Genomic DNA, 17,596 nt, shown 5'->3' with positions numbered 1-17,596 from the left:
GTGCGTATGTCTACCGAAACCAGCAGCCTGACGGCACCCCGCCAGGGCATGAACCTGCGGCGGTTCTTCGACGATTGGGCCATGCTTCTGGCCGCACTGGGCATTTTCCTGCTCTGTGCCTTGCTCATCGACAACTTCATGTCGCCGTTGAACATGCGCGGTCTGGGGCTGGCGATTTCCACCGTGGGCATTGCGGCCTGCACCATGCTGTTCTGTCTCGCGTCCGGGCATTTCGACCTGTCGGTCGGCTCGGTGCTGGCCTGCTCCGGCGTGATCGCAGGGATCGTGATCCGCGACACCGACAGCGTGTTCTTTGGAGTCTCGGCGGCATTGGCCATGGGGCTCGTTGTCGGGCTGATCAACGGCATCGTCATCGCCAAACTGCGGATCAACGCCCTGATCACCACGTTGGCGACCATGCAGATTGTCCGCGGGCTGGCCTACATTTTTTCCAACGGCAAAGCGGTCGGCGTCGGTGAAGAAGGGTTCTTCGTGTTCGGCAACGGCCAGTTGTTCGGTGTACCCGTGCCGATCCTGATCACCATCGCCTGCTTCGTGTTTTTCGGCTGGCTGCTCAACTACACCACGTACGGGCGTAATTCCCTGGCCATCGGCGGTAACCAGGAAGCGGCGCTGTTGGCCGGTGTCCATGTCGATCGGACCAAGATCATCATCTTCGCCGTCCACGGCCTGATCGGCGCTTTGGCGGGCGTGGTACTGGCGTCACGCATGACCTCGGGACAACCCATGATCGGGCAGGGCTTCGAGCTCACGGTGATTTCTGCGTGCGTATTGGGCGGTGTGTCGCTCAGCGGCGGTATCGGGATGATCCGTCATGTCATCGCCGGTGTGCTGATTCTGGCGATCATCGAGAACGCCATGAACCTCAAGAACATCGACACGTTCTACCAGTACGTCATTCGCGGCACGATTCTCCTGTTGGCCGTGATCATCGACCGTCTGAAGCGTCGCTGATCGGCAGCCGCTCTTTGCCTGTGATACGGCCGACAGGGAACACTGTCGGCCGTAGCGGCCACCTCAGGGCCGTCCGTTGCCGCGGTGCGCGCTCGTGCAGCGTGGGCCTTTTCCTCCCATACCTTCACCTCATCGTTCACCCGCGAAGCTGGTGCCCCCGTCTGCACCTCGACGATTGATTATTCCATCATCTGAAATGCTGGATTGTTTTTTCTGGTGATTCTGCTGATTCATGATTGGGTCCAACATTCCTCCCATCAGCGCGACGAAGCCGATCTCGACAGAAGGCTCCCGCTGAACCTGAACCCATCAGCCAACGGAGCACCTGCCATGAACGCCATCAAACTCTATCACTTCCCTTTGTCCGGCCATTCCCATCGCGCCCAATTGATGCTGTCGCTGCTCGGCCTGGAGCCGCAGATTGAATTCGTCGATTTGGCCAAGGGGGCTAACAAAACCCCAGAATTCCTGGCCTTGAACGTATTCGGTCAAGTCCCGGTGATCGACGACAACGGCACGGTCGTGGCGGACTCGACGGCGATCCTGGTCTACCTCGCCAACAAGTACGACACCACGGGCCAATGGCTGCCACGGGACGCAGAAGGTGCCGCACAGGTGCAGCGTTGGCTGGCGGTGGCGGCAGGGCAAATCAATAACGGCCCGGCCCGCGCCCGATTGATCACCGTATTCGGCGCCGGTTTCGATCCGAAAGACACCATCGAGCGCGCCCATGCTGTGCTCCGGGTCATCGAGCACCATCTGGAAGGCCGCGAATTCCTCGCCACAGAGCACGCCACCATCGCTGACGTCGCTGGCTACAGCTACATCGCCCATGCACCGGAAGGCAATGTGTCGCTGGATGCCTACCCCAACGTGCGGGCCTGGCTGGCGCGTATCGAAAGCCTGAAAGGTTTCGTGCCCATGCCCAAGACCCGCGCAGGTCTGGTGGTCTGAGCCGAGCAGCAATGTCGAACGCGGTTCGGTAGGCGCTGAGCGGTTGGCGCCTATCGGACACCCCTCACTTCCCCAGCGGGAGTTTGCGCCATGAACGATACCCCTTTCGAAAAGAACGCCCCCTGGCACGCCGGTGAATTGCAGCTTCAGACCCACGCAGGAGTCGCCGAGCGCATGGACGTCGTGGGACGCAAGTTCGTTCGCGATTACATGCCGGACCAGCACCGCGAGTTCTATCAGCAGATTCCCTACCTGATGGTGGGCGCGGTGGATGCAGAAGGCTGGCCATGGGCGAGCATGATCGAGGCTCATGAAGGTTTCATCACCTCCCCCGACCCTCGTCGGCTTGACATCGCCTGGCTGCCGGGTGCCGATGACCCGGTGACCGGTGGCTTTCAGCCCGGAAGTGCGTTGGGGTTGCTGGGCATCGATTTGCAGACCCGTCGGCGCAACCGCCTCAACGGCCACATTCGCTCATTGGATCGGCATGGCTTTTCGCTGGCGGTTGAATATTCGTTCGGCAACTGCCCCCAGTACATTCAACTTCGGCCCTTGCAAGACGGTGAAGCATCGCCGTTGCCCGGCCGAGCGCCGGTGCAGGCGATGGATGCGCTGGACGAGGCCGCAACAGCGGCTATTCGTGGGGCCGATACCTTTTTCGTGGCCAGCTACGTCGACCTCGAAGGGGACCTGCCACACCGCTCGGTGGACGTGTCCCACCGGGGCGGACGCACTGGGTTCGTGCGGGTTGAAGACGACGTGCTCACCATACCGGACTTCGCGGGCAACCTGTTTTTCAACACTCTGGGGAATTTCCTGCTCAACCCCAGGGCTGGACTGCTGTTCATCGACTTTGCCACCGGTGAACTGTTGCACGTTGCAGGCGAGGTGACGCTGATCCTGGACGGACCTGAAGTGGCCGCCTTTCAGGGCGCTGAGCGGCTCTGGCAGGTCAAGGTGCGCAAAGTGCTCAGACGACCCGCCGCGCTACGCTCTCGCTGGAGCTTCGAGGGCTTCTCGCCCAATAGCTTGATGACCGGCGATTGGGAACAGGCGGCGGCGCGCCGGCAAGCCGACGCCCTGCGCGACCAGTGGAGAACCTTGAAAGTGGTGCGCGTCGAAGATGAAAGCGCGGACATTCGCTCGTTCTACTTCGAAGCCGCCGACGGGGCCGGTCTCCCGACGTTCAAGGCCGGGCAGCATGTGCCATTGCGGGTGCGCCTGCAGGGCCAAGACAAACCTGTGATTCGAACCTACAGCCTGTCCAGCGCCCCCTCCGACGATTTTTTCCGCATCAGCGTCAAACGTGACGGCCAGGTGTCCGGTCACTTGCACGATACGCTCAAGGTCGGCGACTGCATCGAGGCCCGCGCGCCGCAAGGGGCCTTCACCGTCGAGCCGCTGGAGCCCCGGCCGTTGGTCTTGCTGGGCGCCGGAATCGGGGTGACCCCCATGCTGTCGATGCTCCGCGAGGTGCTGTATCAGAACAGGCGCAAGCGCCGTAATCGCCCTGTCTGGTTCATTCAAAGTGCACGTCGTCTGGTGGACCTGGCTTTTCGTGAAGAATTGGACACACTCATTGCCAATGCCGGTCAAGAACTGACGGTTGTCCGCCTGCTGAGCCAGCCTGAGAGCGAGGCCCGCGCAGGTCGGGATTTTCACTTTGCAGGTCGCATTGACCTGAATCTGCTCAAGACGCTGCTGCCGTTCAATGACTTCGATTTTTATGTCTGCGGCCCGGCGAGCTTCACACAAGGGTTATATGACGAGCTGAGGGCGATGCACATCCGTGACGAGCGGATTCATGCCGAGACCTTCGGCCCCTCGACCCTCAAGCGCACCACCGAGCCACAGGCCGTCGGCCTCGATCAGCCACCTGCGGCTACCGCGCCGGTGCCGGTGGTGTTCGAGAAGTCTGCCAAGGAGGCCCGCTGGCAACCCGCCGGTGGGACATTGCTGGAACTGGCCGAAAGCCGTGGCCTTGAACCTGAATACAGCTGCCGCAGCGGTGCGTGTGGTACCTGCAAAACCCGGCTGATCAAAGGCCAAGTGCATTATCCCGTGCCGCCCGCTGAAATGCCCGCGGCCGATCAGGTGCTGATCTGCTGTGCCGTCCCGGCCTCCGGGCCGCTGGTGCTCGATCTCTGAAACATGGCTGACGCCGACGTGATGCGAAAGGTGATAAAGATGAATGAATGGCCCGCGTTCGAGAAAGAAGACGATCCGAACCTGATTCAAGTGACCGAGCAGGAAGTGTCGTGGCTGTTGCCACAGTCGCTCGCCTCGCTGGCAGGGGAGTTGGCCGCCGAGCATGAGGAGCAGGACAACCCGGCGACGGTACGGCTGATCAGTTGGGTGCGTTCGGTTTCAGCGTTCAGTCGCCCTCGGTGATTGCGCCTTTTTGCGTGGTGTAGTAAACGTCAGGGCGCGAACGGGCAGGCGACATCGGTGGGCGACATGAATGCGACGACCAGGCGAGCGATTGTGGGCTTCGCCGGGGGCCTGCTGGCCAGACGCGGGGAGACCCATCATGATCGCTACTGTTGATACGACACGCCGCCCAGTCATGAGCGACCCTGTGGGTGTCGATGTTCCCCCGGCCCCCGTCTCGACAAGGATGTAAAGATTGATCACGCGCAGAAGGTTTATCGGCGCATCGCTGCTGGCGATGCCCGCGCTGTACGGCATGCATGCTATGGCGTCTGACGCCAGCCCCATCTCAAACACAGATCTGGAACGACAGCTCGCCGCGCTGGAGCGTCGCCATGGCGGGCGTCTTGGCGTTGCCATGCTCGATACGGGGAATCAGCGCCTGATTGCCCACCGTGCCGATGAGCGTTTCGCGATGTGCAGCACGTTCAAGGCGTTGGCTGCTGCTTATGTCTTGGCGCGGGTTGACCGTGGGGAGGAGGACCTTTCGCGACGGGTCGTCTACGGCCCGGAACAGTTGGTGCCGTATTCGCCGGTGACGCAAAAGCACACGGGCGAGGGCGGGTTGAGTGTGGGATCGATCTGCGAAGCGGCGGTCACCCTGAGTGACAACACGGCGGCCAATTTGCTGCTGGACAGTTTTGGCGGCCCGCAGGGGTTGACCGACTGGTTGCGCAGGGCAGGGGACCCGGTTACGCGTCTGGATCGCCGCGAACCCACGCTCAACGAAAACCGGCCGGGCGATGTTCGAGACACTACGACGCCGTTGGCCATGCTGCGAACCTTGCAGACGCTGGTGCTTGGCGAAGCGTTATCAGGGGCTTCGCGGGACCAGTTGATCGCCTGGCTGGTGAGTAACACGACCGGCGATCAGAAACTGCGGGCCGGTCTACCAGCGGGCTGGCGGGTCGGCGACAAGACGGGCTCGGGGAGCAACAACGCCAGCAATGACATTGCCATCGTATGGCCACCCAATCGCCCGCCGCTGATCGTCACGGTGTATTACAGCGGCTCGACGGCCGACGCTGGCCAGGTCAATGCGCTGATGGCTGAGATCGGCAACTACGCGGCCGCCCTGTAACGATGTGAACCCTGCCAGCGCGTCTGGCTATCCGACCAGCAGCGCCGTCCAGTACATGCCGATGGCGAACACCACATGCCCCACCACATTCTGCAGCCGTGCCACGGTCGGGTTCGGTGCATTGCTGCAGGCCACCCCGACGCCCATGCCCGGTTGCAAGATGAACCAGCCCGCGCCTACGGTGACCAGCCCCACCAGCAACGCCGGAAAGAACGTCGGGGTGTGCGCCCACTGCACACCCCAGATGAACAGCAACGCGGCTGCGAAGAGTACGCCGATTGCGTAGTGCATGATCCAGCCGATCTTGAGTTCATTGGCCACCTCGGGCGAGTTGGCAATGCCGTTGCGATGCACGTACTGCCCGTTGCGCATACCCGCAAACCAGCGTCCGACCAGATGCCAGGGCGCGGTGGGCAAGCCCAGGGTAATTTTCAGCAAGTGTGCCCAGAGATCCAGCAAGGCCGTGCCGCCGATGCCGATCAATACCGAATAGAAAATGAACGCGAACATGGGTGATCCAGAGCCTTGTCAGTGGTTATTGGAATGCAGCGAGCGGCCAGTCCTAAGAAGGCCCGTAAGCGGGCCTGCCATGGGGATTGATCGATCATGGGGCATTGCAGGGTGTTTCCGAGCAGGCGGTGTTGCACACGCAACATACCAGACGCCATCGCTTTCGCCGATGGCCGAAAAGCGCAAACGCGGTGCCGCTGGGCAAAAGCCTAGATCTGCTCCAGCAACCATGCTCGGAAGGCCTGGAGCGAAGGCAACATTTCATTGCGCGGCGGGTAGGTCAGGTAATAGCTGCGCTGACTGGCAAACGGCAGGTCCACCCCGATCAACTCGTTGCTGGCCAGTTCGTCGGCCACCAGAATGCGCGGCACCAGGCCGATTCCGATGCCCGCTTTGACTGCCTGGATCAGGTGCGATGTCAATTCGAAACTCGGGCCCAGGCGCATCAGGCGGTGCGGCAGGCGATGGTGGCTGAACCAGTCCCCCCAGGCATTGGGGTTGTTGGCAACGTTGAGCAGCATTTGCCCGGCGATGTGCTCCGGCGTCCAGTCCCGCTGCTCATCGGCGGCCTGGGGGGAGACTACCACCACCAGCTCTTCGGCGTGCAGGCGATGGCTGATCTGGCCCGGTAGGCCCGTGGTGCCGACGACGATGGCCGCATCGATGCCGCTGGTCTCGAAGTCCACCCCATCGATGCGAGAATTGATATGCACCAGCATGCCGGGGTGTTGCTTGTAGAAGCCGTGCAGGCGCGGCAGCAGCCACTTCGAACCGAAGGTCGGCAGCGTCGCCAGCCGCAGGCTGCCGGCGCCCGATTGGTAGGCGATGGCCTGGAGGGTCGCACTGCGAATTCGCCCCAGGGCCTCGCTCATTTCCCGCTGGTACAGGCGCCCCACCTCGGTGAGCTGCACTTGCCGGCCTTCACGGCGGAACAGCGTCAGCCCCAGTTGTTGCTCCAACGCCTGGACCTGGCGGCTGACCGCACTCTGGGTCAACGACAGTTCCAGGGCGGCCCGGGTGTAGCTCTCATGACGGGCCGCCGCTTCGAACGCCAGCAGCAGGGACATGGACGGAGTAAGGTGGCGGTAATTCATTCGTAAAAGTCATCGATAGCGGCAGCAATATCCGTTTGTCCTGCGCTGCAACCTGCAGGATCATGGACACCATAACGATCCGAGGCTGACCGATTAATGCCCGGGCGACAAGTATTTTGCCGTTTTCCGTGATCAGACCGACAAGAGGCCATCCCCTGATGATCGCCCCATTGACTGCCGCCGCTCCCGCCGCCGGCTATCCCGATTTTCTCGACGCGTTGCGCGCCAGCGGTTTTCGCGGCCAGATCAGCGCCGACTACGCGACCCGTACGGTGCTGGCCACCGACAACTCCATTTATCAGCGCTTGCCACAGGCGGCGGTCTTTCCGCAGGACGCCGACGACGTAGCGCGCGTCGCTGCGCTGATGGCTGAGCCGCGCTTCCGCCAGATCACGCTCACCCCTCGCGGCGGCGGGACCGGCACCAACGGCCAGTCGCTGGCCGACGGCATCGTGGTCGACCTGTCCCGGCACATGAATTCCATTCTCGAAATCAACGTGGAAGAGCGTTGGGTGAGGGTTCAGGCGGGCGTGGTCAAGGACCAGCTCAACGCTGCGCTCAAGCCTCACGGGCTGTTCTTCGCGCCGGAGCTGTCGACCTCGAACCGCGCCACGATCGGCGGCATGATCAACACCGACGCCAGCGGGCAGGGCAGTTGCACCTATGGCAAGACTCGGGACCACGTCCTCGAACTGCACACGGTCCTGCTCGGCGGTGAGCGGCTGCACACGCAGCCCCTCTCCGACGAGGCGCTGGACGTGGCGTGCGCACAACAGGGCCGCAGCGGCGAGGTCTATCGCACGGCGCGGCAGATTCAGGAGACCCAGGCTCAGCTCATCGAAACCGTGTTTCCCAAGCTCAATCGCTGCCTGACCGGCTACGATCTGGCGCACCTGCGCGACCACCAGGGGCGTTTCAACCTCAACAGCGTGTTGTGCGGGGCTGAGGGTTCGCTGGGGTACGTGGTCGAAGCCAAGCTCAACGTGCTGCCGATCCCCACCTACTCGGTGCTGGTGAACGTGCGCTATTCCAGCTTCATGGACGCCTTGCGCGATGCGAACGCCTTGATGGCGCACTCGCCGCTGTCCATCGAAACCGTTGACTCGAAAGTGCTGATGCTGGCGATGAAAGACATCGTCTGGCACAGCGTGGCCGAGTATTTCCCAACCGATGACGAGCGCCCGACGCTGGGGATCAACCTGGTTGAGTTCAGCGGTGACGACAGCCAGATCGTCAGCGCGCGAGTCGCGGCATTCATCGAGCATCTGCAGCGCGACACGAGTGTCGAGCGGCTTGGCCATACGCTGGCCGAAGGGGCGGCGGCGGTCAACAAGGTCTACGCCATGCGCAAGCGCTCGGTCGGCTTGCTGGGCAACGTCGAGGGCGAAATCCGTCCCCAGCCGTTCGTCGAGGACACGGCCGTTCCGCCGGAGAAGCTCGCGGATTACATCGCCGAATTCCGCGCCTTGCTCGACGGTCATGGCCTGGCGTACGGGATGTTTGGCCACGTCGACGCCGGCGTGCTGCACGTGCGTCCTGCCCTGGACATGAAAGACCCGGCCCAGGCGGCGCTGGTCAAGCCGATTTCCGACGCCGTGGCAGAGCTGACCCAGCGCTATGGTGGCTTGTTGTGGGGGGAGCACGGCAAGGGCCTGCGCTCCGAATACGTGCCGGCCTTCTTCGGCGAACTCTACCCGGCGCTGCAGTTGCTCAAGGGGGCATTCGATCCGTACAACCAGCTCAACCCCGGAAAGATCTGCACCCCGCCGGATGCGCAGGACGGTCTGCTCAAGGTCGACGAAGTCGCTCTGCGGGGGGATCTGGACCGCCAGATCGACGAGCGTGTCTGGCAAAGCTTCGGCAGCGCGGTGCACTGCAACGGCAACGGCGCCTGCTACAACTTCGATCCACACGATGCGATGTGCCCGTCATGGAAAGCCACCCGAGAACGTCGGCATTCGCCGAAAGGCCGCGCCTCGCTGATCCGCGAGTGGCTACGCCTGCAAGGCGCGGCGAACATCGACGTGCTGGAAGCGGCCCGTGGCAAGGCAGGCTGGCTTCGAGGCCTGCCTGCGCGTCTGGGCAACAACCTCAAGCGCGCCCGTGGCCAGGCAGACTTTTCACATGAGGTGTATGACGCCATGGCTGGCTGCCTGGCCTGCAAGTCGTGCGCAGGGCAGTGTCCGATCAAGGTCAACGTGCCGGATTTCCGTTCGCGTTTTCTGGAGCTCTATCACGGCCGTTATCAGCGCCCCCTGCGTGATTACCTGATCGGCTCGTTGGAATTCACGCTGCCCTACATGGCCAAGATACCCGGCCTGTATAACGCGGTGATGGGGTCCAAGTGGGTCACGGGGGTACTGGAGCGGCAGGTGGGCATGGTCGACAGCCCTTTGCTCCATCGCTACAACCTGCAGAGCACCTTGACCCGCTGCGAGGTTGCCGTCGCCAGCGTTCCGGCGTTGCGGGAGCTGAGCGATGCTGAACGCCAGCGCAGCGTGGTGCTGGTGCAGGACGCCTTCACCCGCTATTTCGAAACGCCACTGCTGGCGTCGCTCATTCAACTGGTGCATGCCCTGGGTTATCGCGTCTACCTCGCGCCGTTCAGTGCCAACGGCAAGCCACTGCACGTTCAGGGCTTCCTCGGGGCGTTCGCCAAGGCGGCTGTCCGTAACGCCACTCAACTCAAGGCGCTGGCCGATTGCGGCGTCCCGCTGGTCGGCCTGGACCCGGCAATGACGCTGGTGTACCGCCAGGAATACCTCAAAGTCGATGGGCTGGAAGGCACGCCCAAGGTGTTGTTGCCCCAGGAATGGCTGGTTGATGTATTGCCGCAGTCGGCGGACTCTGGCGCGCCCGAGTCCTTTCGCCTGCTGGCCCACTGCACCGAGAAGACCAATGTCCCGGCCAGCACCTCGCAATGGGAAAAGGTCTTCGCCCGGATCGGGTTGACGCTGGTGACCGAGGCCACTGGCTGCTGTGGCATGTCAGGTACCTATGGCCACGAGGCGCGCAATCTCGAAACCTCGACGACCATTTTCGAGCAGTCCTGGGCGGTCAAGCTGGACAAGGCCGGAGAGGCGTTGGCCACTGGGTATTCTTGCCGCAGCCAGGTCAAGCGTCAGACCGACCGGCAGTTGCGCCACCCGCTGGAGGTGGTGCTGGAGCGGTTGTTGGCCCACCGTTGACGTCAGCGCTGCAAGCGTCCGGGCGCCGCCAGACCGCTGGCGGCGCTCAGGCGCGGCCGAGGCTCGGCGTTGCCGCCGAAGGATGGGTCAGTTTTCTTCAATACCCAATCAGTCCCACCCCCTATCGTGGCCCTTCATTCTTTGAACGGAGCGGGGCGGTAATGAACCTGATGATTTCCATGGCGGCGTTCGCGCTGGCGGCATCCATTTCGCCAGGGCCGGTCAACGTGGTAGCGCTCAGTTCCGGGGCGCAGTTCGGCCTTGGCGCGAGCCTGCGGCATGTGATGGGGGCGACGGTGGGGTTTGTGGCGTTGCTGGTCTTCACCGGGCTGGGCCTGCATGAAGTGCTGCATCGGTACCCGATGTTGACGGACGTGATTCGCTGGGCAGGCATGGCGTTTCTGCTTTACCTGGCCTGGAAACTGGCGGTGGACGATGGTCGTCTGAATGTCGACAGGCCCGTGCAGCCGCCCTCGTTCTGGCACGGCGCGGCGATGCAGTGGCTCAACCCCAAGGCGTGGCTGGCGGCAGTGGCCGGAATGGGCGCGTTCGTGGCAGACGGCGAAGCGCGGCTGATCGGTCTGTTTGCCCTGATCTATTTCGTGATCTGTTACCTGTCCGTCGCCTGCTGGGCCGGCGCAGGCGCGTTTCTGGGGCCATGGCTGCGCAGTCCTTCCCGCATCAGAACCTTCAATCGCAGCATGGCCGCGTTGCTGGCCGGATGCGCAATGTCGCTGCTGTATGTCTGATCAGCGCCGGTATTGCCCAGGCGTTGTGGCAAGGTGCTTTTTGAACGCTCGCTGAAAATGTGCCTGATCCGAGAAGCCGCTCTGGTGAGCGATGTCGGCAATCGCCTCACCTTCACGCAATCGCGCCTGGGCGTGCTGTATCCGCCGATTGATCACGTAGGCGTGCGGCGTCATGTGGTAGTGCTGCTCGAACGCCCGGATCAGGTAGGCCTCGGACAGGTTGGCGGCCTGACAGATGTCTTGCAGCCGAATCGCCTGCAGAAAGTGCTCGTTGATGTAGCGGGCGGCCCGTTCGACCCGTTCGTTGGCCTTCTTCAACGGTGCGTCCGACCCGCCCAGTCGCTGCTGCAGGAGGGTGAAAAAGCCGACGGCCTGCTTTTGTTTGGCCAGCGCATCCAGCGCGGGGTCGAGCAGGGCCCGATGCAGGCGAAGCAGCCCGTCAAATAACGCGGGGTCCTGGCTGGAGATGGCCGGAACCGGCTGAAAACCTTCGACGCCGCATGTCTCCTGCACCCGGCCGAGCCAGTGCGGGTCGACGTAAAACATCACGTATGACCACGGTTGATCGTCAATGGGGTTACAGGCATGGACGTCGCCGGGATTCATCAGCACGACGGTGCCGGTGTCGATCGTCTGTCGGGATTTCTCGTGCAGATACGTGCTGCGCCCGGCGGTGATCGCTCCGATGGAGAAGATGTCATGAGAGTGCCGTGCATAACAGACTTTGCGGCCATCGGCGATGGAGCGCGCTTCGATGAACGGCAATTGCGCATCCCGCCAGAACACCGGTGTCGCGGGGTGGCTGGCGGAGTGCGAAAGGGGCATGTCAGGTCATCCTGCGGGCTGTCTGCAGCTGTGGAAAATGTCCAGCGCGGGCTGGTACTCGGCGGTGTCGACGCCGAGCAAGCCTAGCACCGAATGGAACAGGTAGTCATGGCTCAGGCCCGCCTGGTCCTGCTTGGCCGCCAGGCAACCGCGGTCGATGCCGGCATCTTTCAGCGTCGCGTTGCCGAACCACATGACCATGGGCACATGGGTTTGCGCGCTGGGCGCGATGGCGTAAGGCGCGGCGTGCAGGTAAATGCCGTTTTCACCAAGGGATTCGCCATGGTCCGAGACGTAGATCATCGAGGTGTCGACTTTGTCCTGATTGCGCTTGAGCAACTCGATGGTCTGGGCCAGGAAGTGATCGGTGTAGAGGATCGTGTTGTCGTAGACGTTCTTCAACTCATCGGACGTGCAACTGCCCAACTGATTGGTACGGCACACCGGGGTGAAGCGCTCCATGGAGGCGGGGTAGCGGTCGAAGTACTCCGGGCCGTGGCTGCCGTCAGCGTGCAGCACGATGATTGCGTTGTCCTGCAGGGTGTCGATGTAGTCCTGCAACCCGAACAGCAGGGATTCGTCGAGGCAGGTCTGGCCGTCGCAGAACGGGCTCGGCTGGTTTTTCGGAATGTCGCTATGGGGCACGCGCAGGCAGGTGCCCTTGCAGTCGCTGTTGTTGTCCAGCCAGACCACCTTGAAACCGGCGCGTTGAAGCATGTCCAGCAAGCCCTCGTAGGTCTTGCCTTTCTTGTCGCTGTAATCGGTGCGCGGGAACTTGGAAAACATGCACGGCACCGACACAGCCGTGGACGTTCCGCAGGAGGCCACCTGGGTGAAATTCAGGATGTCCTGCTTTTTCAGTTCCGGATTGGTTTCCCGGGCGTACCCGTTGAGCGAGAAATGGTCGGCCCGCGCGGTCTCGCCGACCACGAAGATCATCAGGCTCTTCTTCGGCCGCGCCTGCGCCTGCGGGCTGAGCACCGAGTCGGCGCCTACGGTCTGGATCTTGACCGTTTCCTTGATGGCGACGGTCTGCTTGGTCAGTTTTCCAATCGCGTAAAGGTAATTGGTCGGGTTGATGAAGTGGGTCAGTTTGTCTTCATCGCGAAAGATCGGCGCGTAGGTCGAGTAGAACGGCCCGACGGACGCCGCGATCACCAGCACACACCCTACGCAGACCAGCACCTTGTTGACCAGCCCGGGCAGCACGGGGCGATAGGTGACCGGTGCCAGCCAGATCAGCGCCACCGGAACGACCCCCAGTAGGCCCAGATAGAGGAACAGCCTGCCGCTGAGCAGGTCCTTCACTTCACCGGGGTTGGTTTCCAGGACGTTCTGCATCATGCCGGTGTCGATGCTGACACCGTAGCTGTTCATGAAGTACGCCGCTGCCGCCGAGCAGAGTGCGACGAGGCTCAGCACCGGTTTGAGCGTCGGGCGAAACGAGAACGGTGTGAGCAGCAGCGTGAAGGCGCCCCACAGCAGAAGCCCGAACGATACCCGGAACGCCGCTTCCCTGACGCCCTGCAATTGGCTGAGCCCAATAAGCGCATGCCAGGTCGCCAGGTTGTAGAACGCCACCAGGCAGAGGGAAAACAGCATGACCAGGCGGGTGGAGGTGATGGGGCGCAGCTTTGAACGTACTTCCATATAAAGCACTACTCGAAACGAGCCCGAACGTGGCGTGCCAGTTGGCGTATCCCTGCTACCTGCGCGCCCGCCGAGGCTGTCGAAGGTCGACAGGGTTGATTGAAAAGCGGGATGGCGCGGAGTTTTTCAAAACGATTGTGAAGACTTCGTGAATACAGTGTGGACAGGGTGTTGCCCCATGCGAGGTTTTTCGCGGAGAGTGCGTTGCGCGTCGTGGCGCTTTTGCTAGCCTGCGAGCAAAAGCGCTGTTGCGCGCCTTTCTGTCTTGTTACTGAACCCTGGGGAACGTGTGGATGAAACTCGTCGGTATGCTGGATTCACCCTATGTGCGGCGCGTCGCGATCAGCCTGAAACGGATGGGCATCGCGTTCGAGCATGAGTCGGTCTCGGTGTTTCGTGGCATGGAGCGCTTTCGGGAAATCAACCCGGTGATCAAGGCGCCGACCTTCGTGACCGATGAGGGGCACGTGCTGATGGAGTCGAGCCTGATTCTCGACTATGTGGAGTGCTTGCAAGGGCCCGGAAAAGGCCTGATGCCCTCAAGCCTGCCTGAGCGCACGCGCACGCTACGTCTGACAGGCCTGGCACTGGTGGCGTATGAAAAGGCGGTGCAGATCTACTACGAGCGCAATTTGCGCCCGGCCCAGATTCAGCACGCGCCGTGGGTGGAGCGGGTCAGTGAGCAACTGAAAACGGCGTGCGCGACGCTTGAACGGGAGTTGGCCGACCACCCCTTGAGTGCGGGAGCGGACATCGGGCAGGACGGGATCAGCATTGCGGTCGGCTGGTCGTTCATCAAACTGGTGGTGCCGGATCAGGCCAGCGCCCTGGATTACCCGCTGTTGGCCGACTTCGCCGCGCAGGCTGAACGGCTGGACATCTTCACGAGCCTGCCGATGGTCTGACGGGCTGGCTGCCCGACTCGCTGGTTGGATCAGGAACTGCGCGGCCGGGAAGGGCTGGCGTTGATCACTGCGCCAGCACCTTCGCCACCGTCCCGTCATCCTTCAAGCGGCTGAAGGCGGTGCTGACGCGTTTGAAAACGTCGTCCGGTGTCTTGGCGCTCATGGCCACGTACAGCCCCTTGGACAGATCGTCCAGGGTGTAGACGCTTTCCAGCTCTTCGAAATCGATCTGCAAATCCTGGCACTGCTTGCGCGCCTCGCGCTCCGGCATGGGCACCAGCATGACTTGCCCGCTGAGCAGCTTGCGAAGGTTGTCTAGGTTGTTCGACGACACCACCATCTTGCTGAAGCCCTTGCGTTCCAAGTATTCCTGGCGAGCATCGTCCCGGATCACACCCACGGTGTAGCCGGCGGCGTCTTGCAGGTCGTTGACCACGATGTCGTGCCGGGACCGCAATTTGTAGAAAAGCGGCGTCACTTCGTCCAGCTCCCCCACCCACTTGAACAGCGTTTCACGTTCAGCGCTGCGGATGATCGGGTAAATCAGCACGTTGGGTTCCAGGCGCGCGATGTCGTAGGCACGCGCCCAGGGATACAGGCTCATGTGGTAATCGGTGACGCCCGCCTTGGCCAGGGTTTTTTCCACCAGTTCACTGGCGGCACCCACAACCTTGCCGTTCTCCAACGAGCTATAGGACGAGTCTTCAGTGACGACCTGAATCGTCTCGGCCTGGGCTGAAAGAGCGAACAGCAGGGTCATGCACAGGCACAGGCCGTTCAGGCTCCGTCGGATCGTAATGTGAGGGCAGCTCATGTCATTCGGTCTTCCTGTTCAGATCACGCACCGGTTCCGGCCTTGGCTCTTTGCGCGATACAGGGCCTTGTCGGCCGTCTGCAGCAACTGGTCGAATCGTTCCATGTTGGCTGGCTCCAGCTCAGCGATCCCGATGCTCATCGTGATGAATGGCGAGACAGGTGAGGCGCTGTGTGGCAGCTCCCGATTGGCCAGCAACTCCTGCAGCCGTTCGGCGCAGGCCAGCGCCTGCTGCTTGTTCTGGCCCGGCAGCAACACGGCGAACTCCTCGCCACCCAACCGCGCGACCAGTTCGCCAGAGCGCGAGAACAGCGCGCTCATCGTCAGTGCCACATCCCGCAGGCACTGGTCACCGTTCGCATGGCCGTAGGTGTCGTTGTAGGCTTTGAAGTAATCGATGTCGCACATCAGCACCGAAAAGGGCTGCTTGTGACGCAGCGCGCGGTTGAACTCCAATTCCTTGAGCTCATCGAAGTGCCGACGGTTCGCCAGGCCGGTCAGCGGGTCGAAACGGGTCAATGCTTCCAGCCGGGTGTTCGCGGCCTTCAACTGCGCCGTACGCTGCTCCACCAATTCGGCGAGTTGATCACGGCTGGCGGCGAGGGCCAGTTCGTCACGGGTCTGGCGTTCGATGTGGTCGGCCAGTTTGTCTTGCAGGTCGTTGACGCCCGCCTCCAGGAGGTCCAGCTCGTCGCTGGCCTTGCCGCGCCGTCCCAGTACCAGATGCTGTTTGAGGTTCTGCGGCGTGAGTTGCTCCAGATGCCGGGCGATACGTCGTACGTGCAGGGTCACCGAGCGATTGAACATGCCCATGATCAGGCCGGCCAGGGCCAGTGACTGAATGATCTGGGTCAGCATGATGATGCCCACCTCTTTCCAGAGGCGTTGCCAGAGCAGGCTTTCATCGCCCTCGATGGTCAACTCGCCCACCACCTCGTTGGCGCCGGGGTAGGGCGTCACCGTCAACTGGCGGTGCAAGGCCGGAGCGAGTGCCGAACTGTTGTGCCCAGGGTGTTGACGGGTCAGGACTTGCGGGGCGCGCCCCGGACGCAGGATGGTCAGTTCGACCCGGCCCACCGGTGCCGCGAGGGCGACGCTGTCGATCTGCGTCTGCAGCGCCTCGTTGTCCATCTCCCACACCGCTTTGGACAGGGTGCCCTGGAACACCTGATCGATCAGGCCCAGTTCTGCATTCATGTTCGACAGGTTGGCGTTCCAGGCGAACCAGGTGCGAACCGACACCGTGGCGAAGGTGAACAGTACACAGAAGGCCAGCGTGGCCAACACCAGCCGACGTGCCAGCGAACCGGTGCGCCGCGCCACGCGCGTCTCTTCGGAGGTTTTCGACTCGGACTCTGCGAGCATGCTCAATTCCATTTCCGTGCAATGGCATCGTAGGTTCCGTTTTCACGGATGGCCTTCAGGCCTTGTTGAAACAGCTGCACGGTAGCATCGGATGTGCCAACGCTGAAAGCCATACTGAAGCCGCCGGCTGCTTCGAGCTCCGGGATGCGCAAGGAGGGGACGAGCGTCTCCTTGGGATCGTCACCCGCCTGCCGCGCAAGGTAATCGGCATTCAATTCATCGGAAATCCACAAATCGACATGACCGGTACGCAATTTCTGATAGTTCAACTCGTAGCGATTGCTCGACTGCAATTGACGGCCGATGAGGAACCGGTTGCCCATCAGGTATTGCTCGCCGACGTCTTCGTTGACGGTTGCGGTCTGCCAATCGCGGGCGTCGTCCAGGTCCATCAGGGTAATCGGGTGGCTGGATGACGAATACAGGTACCAGCGCGAAGCGGCGATGGTGCCAACCCATTTGAACAACGGTTCGCGCTCGGCGGTGCGGGTGATGGAGTAAATGAGCACGTCTGGATCGTGCAACGCGAGGTCATATGCGCGGGCCCAAGGCATCGATTGAATATCGGCCTGTACGTTGACCTCTTTCAGAACGGCCTGAACCACCTCGGTGCTCATGCCGGTCATTTTGCCGTCTTGGGTCATGTTGTAAGGCGGCAGTTCTTCGGTGACGATCCGGATGGGTCCGGCGTACGCCGTAAAAACACTCAGACACGACACCACCGCGCCGTACAGGACGCTGCGAGCCTGTTTTCCGAATGTGCGGGGTGTCATAGACAGCGACCTCATGGGGGCTGCATTGCCGGTGGTCGTCTGTTCCTCCCTGGAGATGGACGAGCACGACCGATGTGCTTCATTTGCCCTGATATCGGCTGAAAAAACCGCGACTTGAGGGGGTTGTCTGCCATTTATCATTTCACGGGAGGGTGGGGTTTTGGCTCTCGATATCCAGGTACATCCCTCCAGCATCATCAGCAGTCGAGTGGCGCTGTTTGTTTGGATGGAGGCGAGGTGATCCATTGGCAGCGTTGAACGGTCCCGATACGGAGGGCTGATT

General features: G+C 62.1%; 15 protein-coding genes. 8 read left to right on the top strand and 7 right to left on the bottom strand.

The genetic code is table 11. The annotated features are described in order from the left end of the window. Positions 1–6: 6 nt before the first annotated feature. The 5 genes from araH (at position 7) to bla (ending at position 5,440) form a co-directional block, all read left to right on the top strand. On the top strand, positions 7–975 hold the full coding sequence (gene araH / locus N5D61_RS20185; RefSeq protein WP_177411069.1) for an L-arabinose ABC transporter permease AraH: 969 nt from the start codon (positions 7–9) through the stop codon (positions 973–975). Between the two features lie 330 nt (positions 976–1,305). Further along, positions 1,306–1,929 (top strand): glutathione S-transferase, encoded by a 624-nt coding sequence (locus tag N5D61_RS20180; RefSeq protein ID WP_108240548.1) that lies wholly within the window; start codon positions 1,306–1,308, stop codon positions 1,927–1,929. A 90-nt stretch (positions 1,930–2,019) separates the two neighbouring features. Beyond that, on the top strand, positions 2,020–4,077 hold the full coding sequence (locus N5D61_RS20175; RefSeq protein WP_279893975.1) for a pyridoxamine 5'-phosphate oxidase family protein: 2,058 nt from the start codon (positions 2,020–2,022) through the stop codon (positions 4,075–4,077). A 39-nt stretch (positions 4,078–4,116) separates the two neighbouring features. Beyond that, positions 4,117–4,320, top strand: coding sequence for a hypothetical protein (locus tag N5D61_RS20170; protein ID WP_146749674.1), 204 nt, complete (start codon positions 4,117–4,119; stop codon positions 4,318–4,320). Between the two features lie 235 nt (positions 4,321–4,555). Further along, positions 4,556–5,440 (top strand): class A beta-lactamase, encoded by an 885-nt coding sequence (bla, locus tag N5D61_RS20165; protein ID WP_279893974.1) that lies wholly within the window; start codon positions 4,556–4,558, stop codon positions 5,438–5,440. A 27-nt stretch (positions 5,441–5,467) separates the two neighbouring features. Here the strand turns inward: bla and N5D61_RS20160 are convergent, their stop codons facing one another. Continuing rightward, positions 5,468–5,950: a DUF2938 domain-containing protein gene (locus N5D61_RS20160; RefSeq protein ID WP_279893973.1), complete on the bottom strand. Its 483-nt coding sequence runs from the start codon at positions 5,948–5,950 to the stop codon at positions 5,468–5,470. 209 nt (positions 5,951–6,159) lie between these two features. Further along, positions 6,160–7,044, bottom strand: coding sequence for a LysR substrate-binding domain-containing protein (locus tag N5D61_RS20155; protein WP_279893972.1), 885 nt, complete (start codon positions 7,042–7,044; stop codon positions 6,160–6,162). A 158-nt stretch (positions 7,045–7,202) separates the two neighbouring features. On the opposite strand from N5D61_RS20155, the gene N5D61_RS20150 reads away from it, so the two are divergent. Both N5D61_RS20150 and N5D61_RS20145 read left to right on the top strand, forming a co-directional pair. Then, positions 7,203–10,232 carry an FAD-binding and (Fe-S)-binding domain-containing protein gene (locus N5D61_RS20150; RefSeq protein WP_279893971.1) on the top strand — a complete coding sequence of 1,010 codons (3,030 nt, stop codon included), beginning with the start codon at positions 7,203–7,205 and terminating at the stop codon, positions 10,230–10,232. A 161-nt stretch (positions 10,233–10,393) separates the two neighbouring features. After that, on the top strand, positions 10,394–10,981 hold the full coding sequence (locus N5D61_RS20145; RefSeq protein WP_108240554.1) for a LysE family translocator: 588 nt from the start codon (positions 10,394–10,396) through the stop codon (positions 10,979–10,981). Here the strand turns inward: N5D61_RS20145 and N5D61_RS20140 are convergent, their stop codons facing one another. Both N5D61_RS20140 and N5D61_RS20135 read right to left on the bottom strand, forming a co-directional pair. Further along, on the bottom strand, positions 10,982–11,806 hold the full coding sequence (locus tag N5D61_RS20140; protein WP_279893970.1) for an AraC family transcriptional regulator: 825 nt from the start codon (positions 11,804–11,806) through the stop codon (positions 10,982–10,984). It abuts the gene before it with no gap. A gap of 6 nt (positions 11,807–11,812) precedes the next feature. After that, the gene (locus tag N5D61_RS20135) at positions 11,813–13,456 is read right to left on the bottom strand and encodes a phosphoethanolamine--lipid A transferase (protein WP_279893969.1); all 1,644 of its coding nucleotides are present in this window, start codon (positions 13,454–13,456) and stop codon (positions 11,813–11,815) included. A 293-nt stretch (positions 13,457–13,749) separates the two neighbouring features. Here N5D61_RS20135 and N5D61_RS20130 point away from each other — a divergent pair, with 293 nt between their 5' ends. Beyond that, entirely contained in the window at positions 13,750–14,361 is a 612-nt protein-coding gene (locus tag N5D61_RS20130) for a glutathione S-transferase N-terminal domain-containing protein (RefSeq protein ID WP_279893968.1), read from the top strand. A gap of 64 nt (positions 14,362–14,425) precedes the next feature. Here the strand turns inward: N5D61_RS20130 and N5D61_RS20125 are convergent, their stop codons facing one another. The 3 genes from N5D61_RS20125 to N5D61_RS26480 form a co-directional block, all read right to left on the bottom strand. Next, on the bottom strand, positions 14,426–15,175 hold the full coding sequence (locus N5D61_RS20125) for a transporter substrate-binding domain-containing protein (RefSeq protein WP_279893967.1): 750 nt from the start codon (positions 15,173–15,175) through the stop codon (positions 14,426–14,428). Between the two features lie 18 nt (positions 15,176–15,193). After that, entirely contained in the window at positions 15,194–16,540 is a 1,347-nt protein-coding gene (locus tag N5D61_RS20120) for a GGDEF domain-containing protein (protein WP_108240559.1), read from the bottom strand. A gap of 2 nt (positions 16,541–16,542) precedes the next feature. Next, on the bottom strand, positions 16,543–17,596 hold a 1,054-nt coding region (locus N5D61_RS26480), incomplete at its 5' end, for a transporter substrate-binding domain-containing protein (RefSeq protein WP_347881582.1).

The sequence above is a fragment of the Pseudomonas sp. GD03842 genome, from assembly GCF_029841165.1.
GTDB lineage: Bacteria > Pseudomonadota > Gammaproteobacteria > Pseudomonadales > Pseudomonadaceae > Aquipseudomonas.
This window is presented reverse-complemented; position numbering and strand designations above follow the sequence as displayed.

What these genes read in the sequence shown, in the direction of transcription:
- araH (WP_177411069.1), top strand. Translation starts at nt 7, where the DNA reads ATGTCTACCGAAACCAGCAGCCTGACGGCACCCCGCCAGGGCATGAAC.
- N5D61_RS20180 (WP_108240548.1), top strand. Translation starts at nt 1,306, where the DNA reads ATGAACGCCATCAAACTCTATCACTTCCCTTTGTCCGGCCATTCCCAT.
- N5D61_RS20175 (WP_279893975.1), top strand. Translation starts at nt 2,020, where the DNA reads ATGAACGATACCCCTTTCGAAAAGAACGCCCCCTGGCACGCCGGTGAA.
- N5D61_RS20170 (WP_146749674.1), top strand. Translation starts at nt 4,117, where the DNA reads ATGAATGAATGGCCCGCGTTCGAGAAAGAAGACGATCCGAACCTGATT.
- N5D61_RS20160 (WP_279893973.1), bottom strand. Translation starts at nt 5,950, where the DNA reads ATGTTCGCGTTCATTTTCTATTCGGTATTGATCGGCATCGGCGGCACG.
- N5D61_RS20155 (WP_279893972.1), bottom strand. Translation starts at nt 7,044, where the DNA reads ATGAATTACCGCCACCTTACTCCGTCCATGTCCCTGCTGCTGGCGTTC.
- N5D61_RS20150 (WP_279893971.1), top strand. Translation starts at nt 7,203, where the DNA reads ATGATCGCCCCATTGACTGCCGCCGCTCCCGCCGCCGGCTATCCCGAT.
- N5D61_RS20145 (WP_108240554.1), top strand. Translation starts at nt 10,394, where the DNA reads ATGAACCTGATGATTTCCATGGCGGCGTTCGCGCTGGCGGCATCCATT.
- N5D61_RS20140 (WP_279893970.1), bottom strand. Translation starts at nt 11,806, where the DNA reads ATGCCCCTTTCGCACTCCGCCAGCCACCCCGCGACACCGGTGTTCTGG.
- N5D61_RS20135 (WP_279893969.1), bottom strand. Translation starts at nt 13,456, where the DNA reads ATGGAAGTACGTTCAAAGCTGCGCCCCATCACCTCCACCCGCCTGGTC.
- N5D61_RS20130 (WP_279893968.1), top strand. Translation starts at nt 13,750, where the DNA reads ATGAAACTCGTCGGTATGCTGGATTCACCCTATGTGCGGCGCGTCGCG.
- N5D61_RS20125 (WP_279893967.1), bottom strand. Translation starts at nt 15,175, where the DNA reads ATGAGCTGCCCTCACATTACGATCCGACGGAGCCTGAACGGCCTGTGC.
- N5D61_RS20120 (WP_108240559.1), bottom strand. Translation starts at nt 16,540, where the DNA reads ATGCTCGCAGAGTCCGAGTCGAAAACCTCCGAAGAGACGCGCGTGGCG.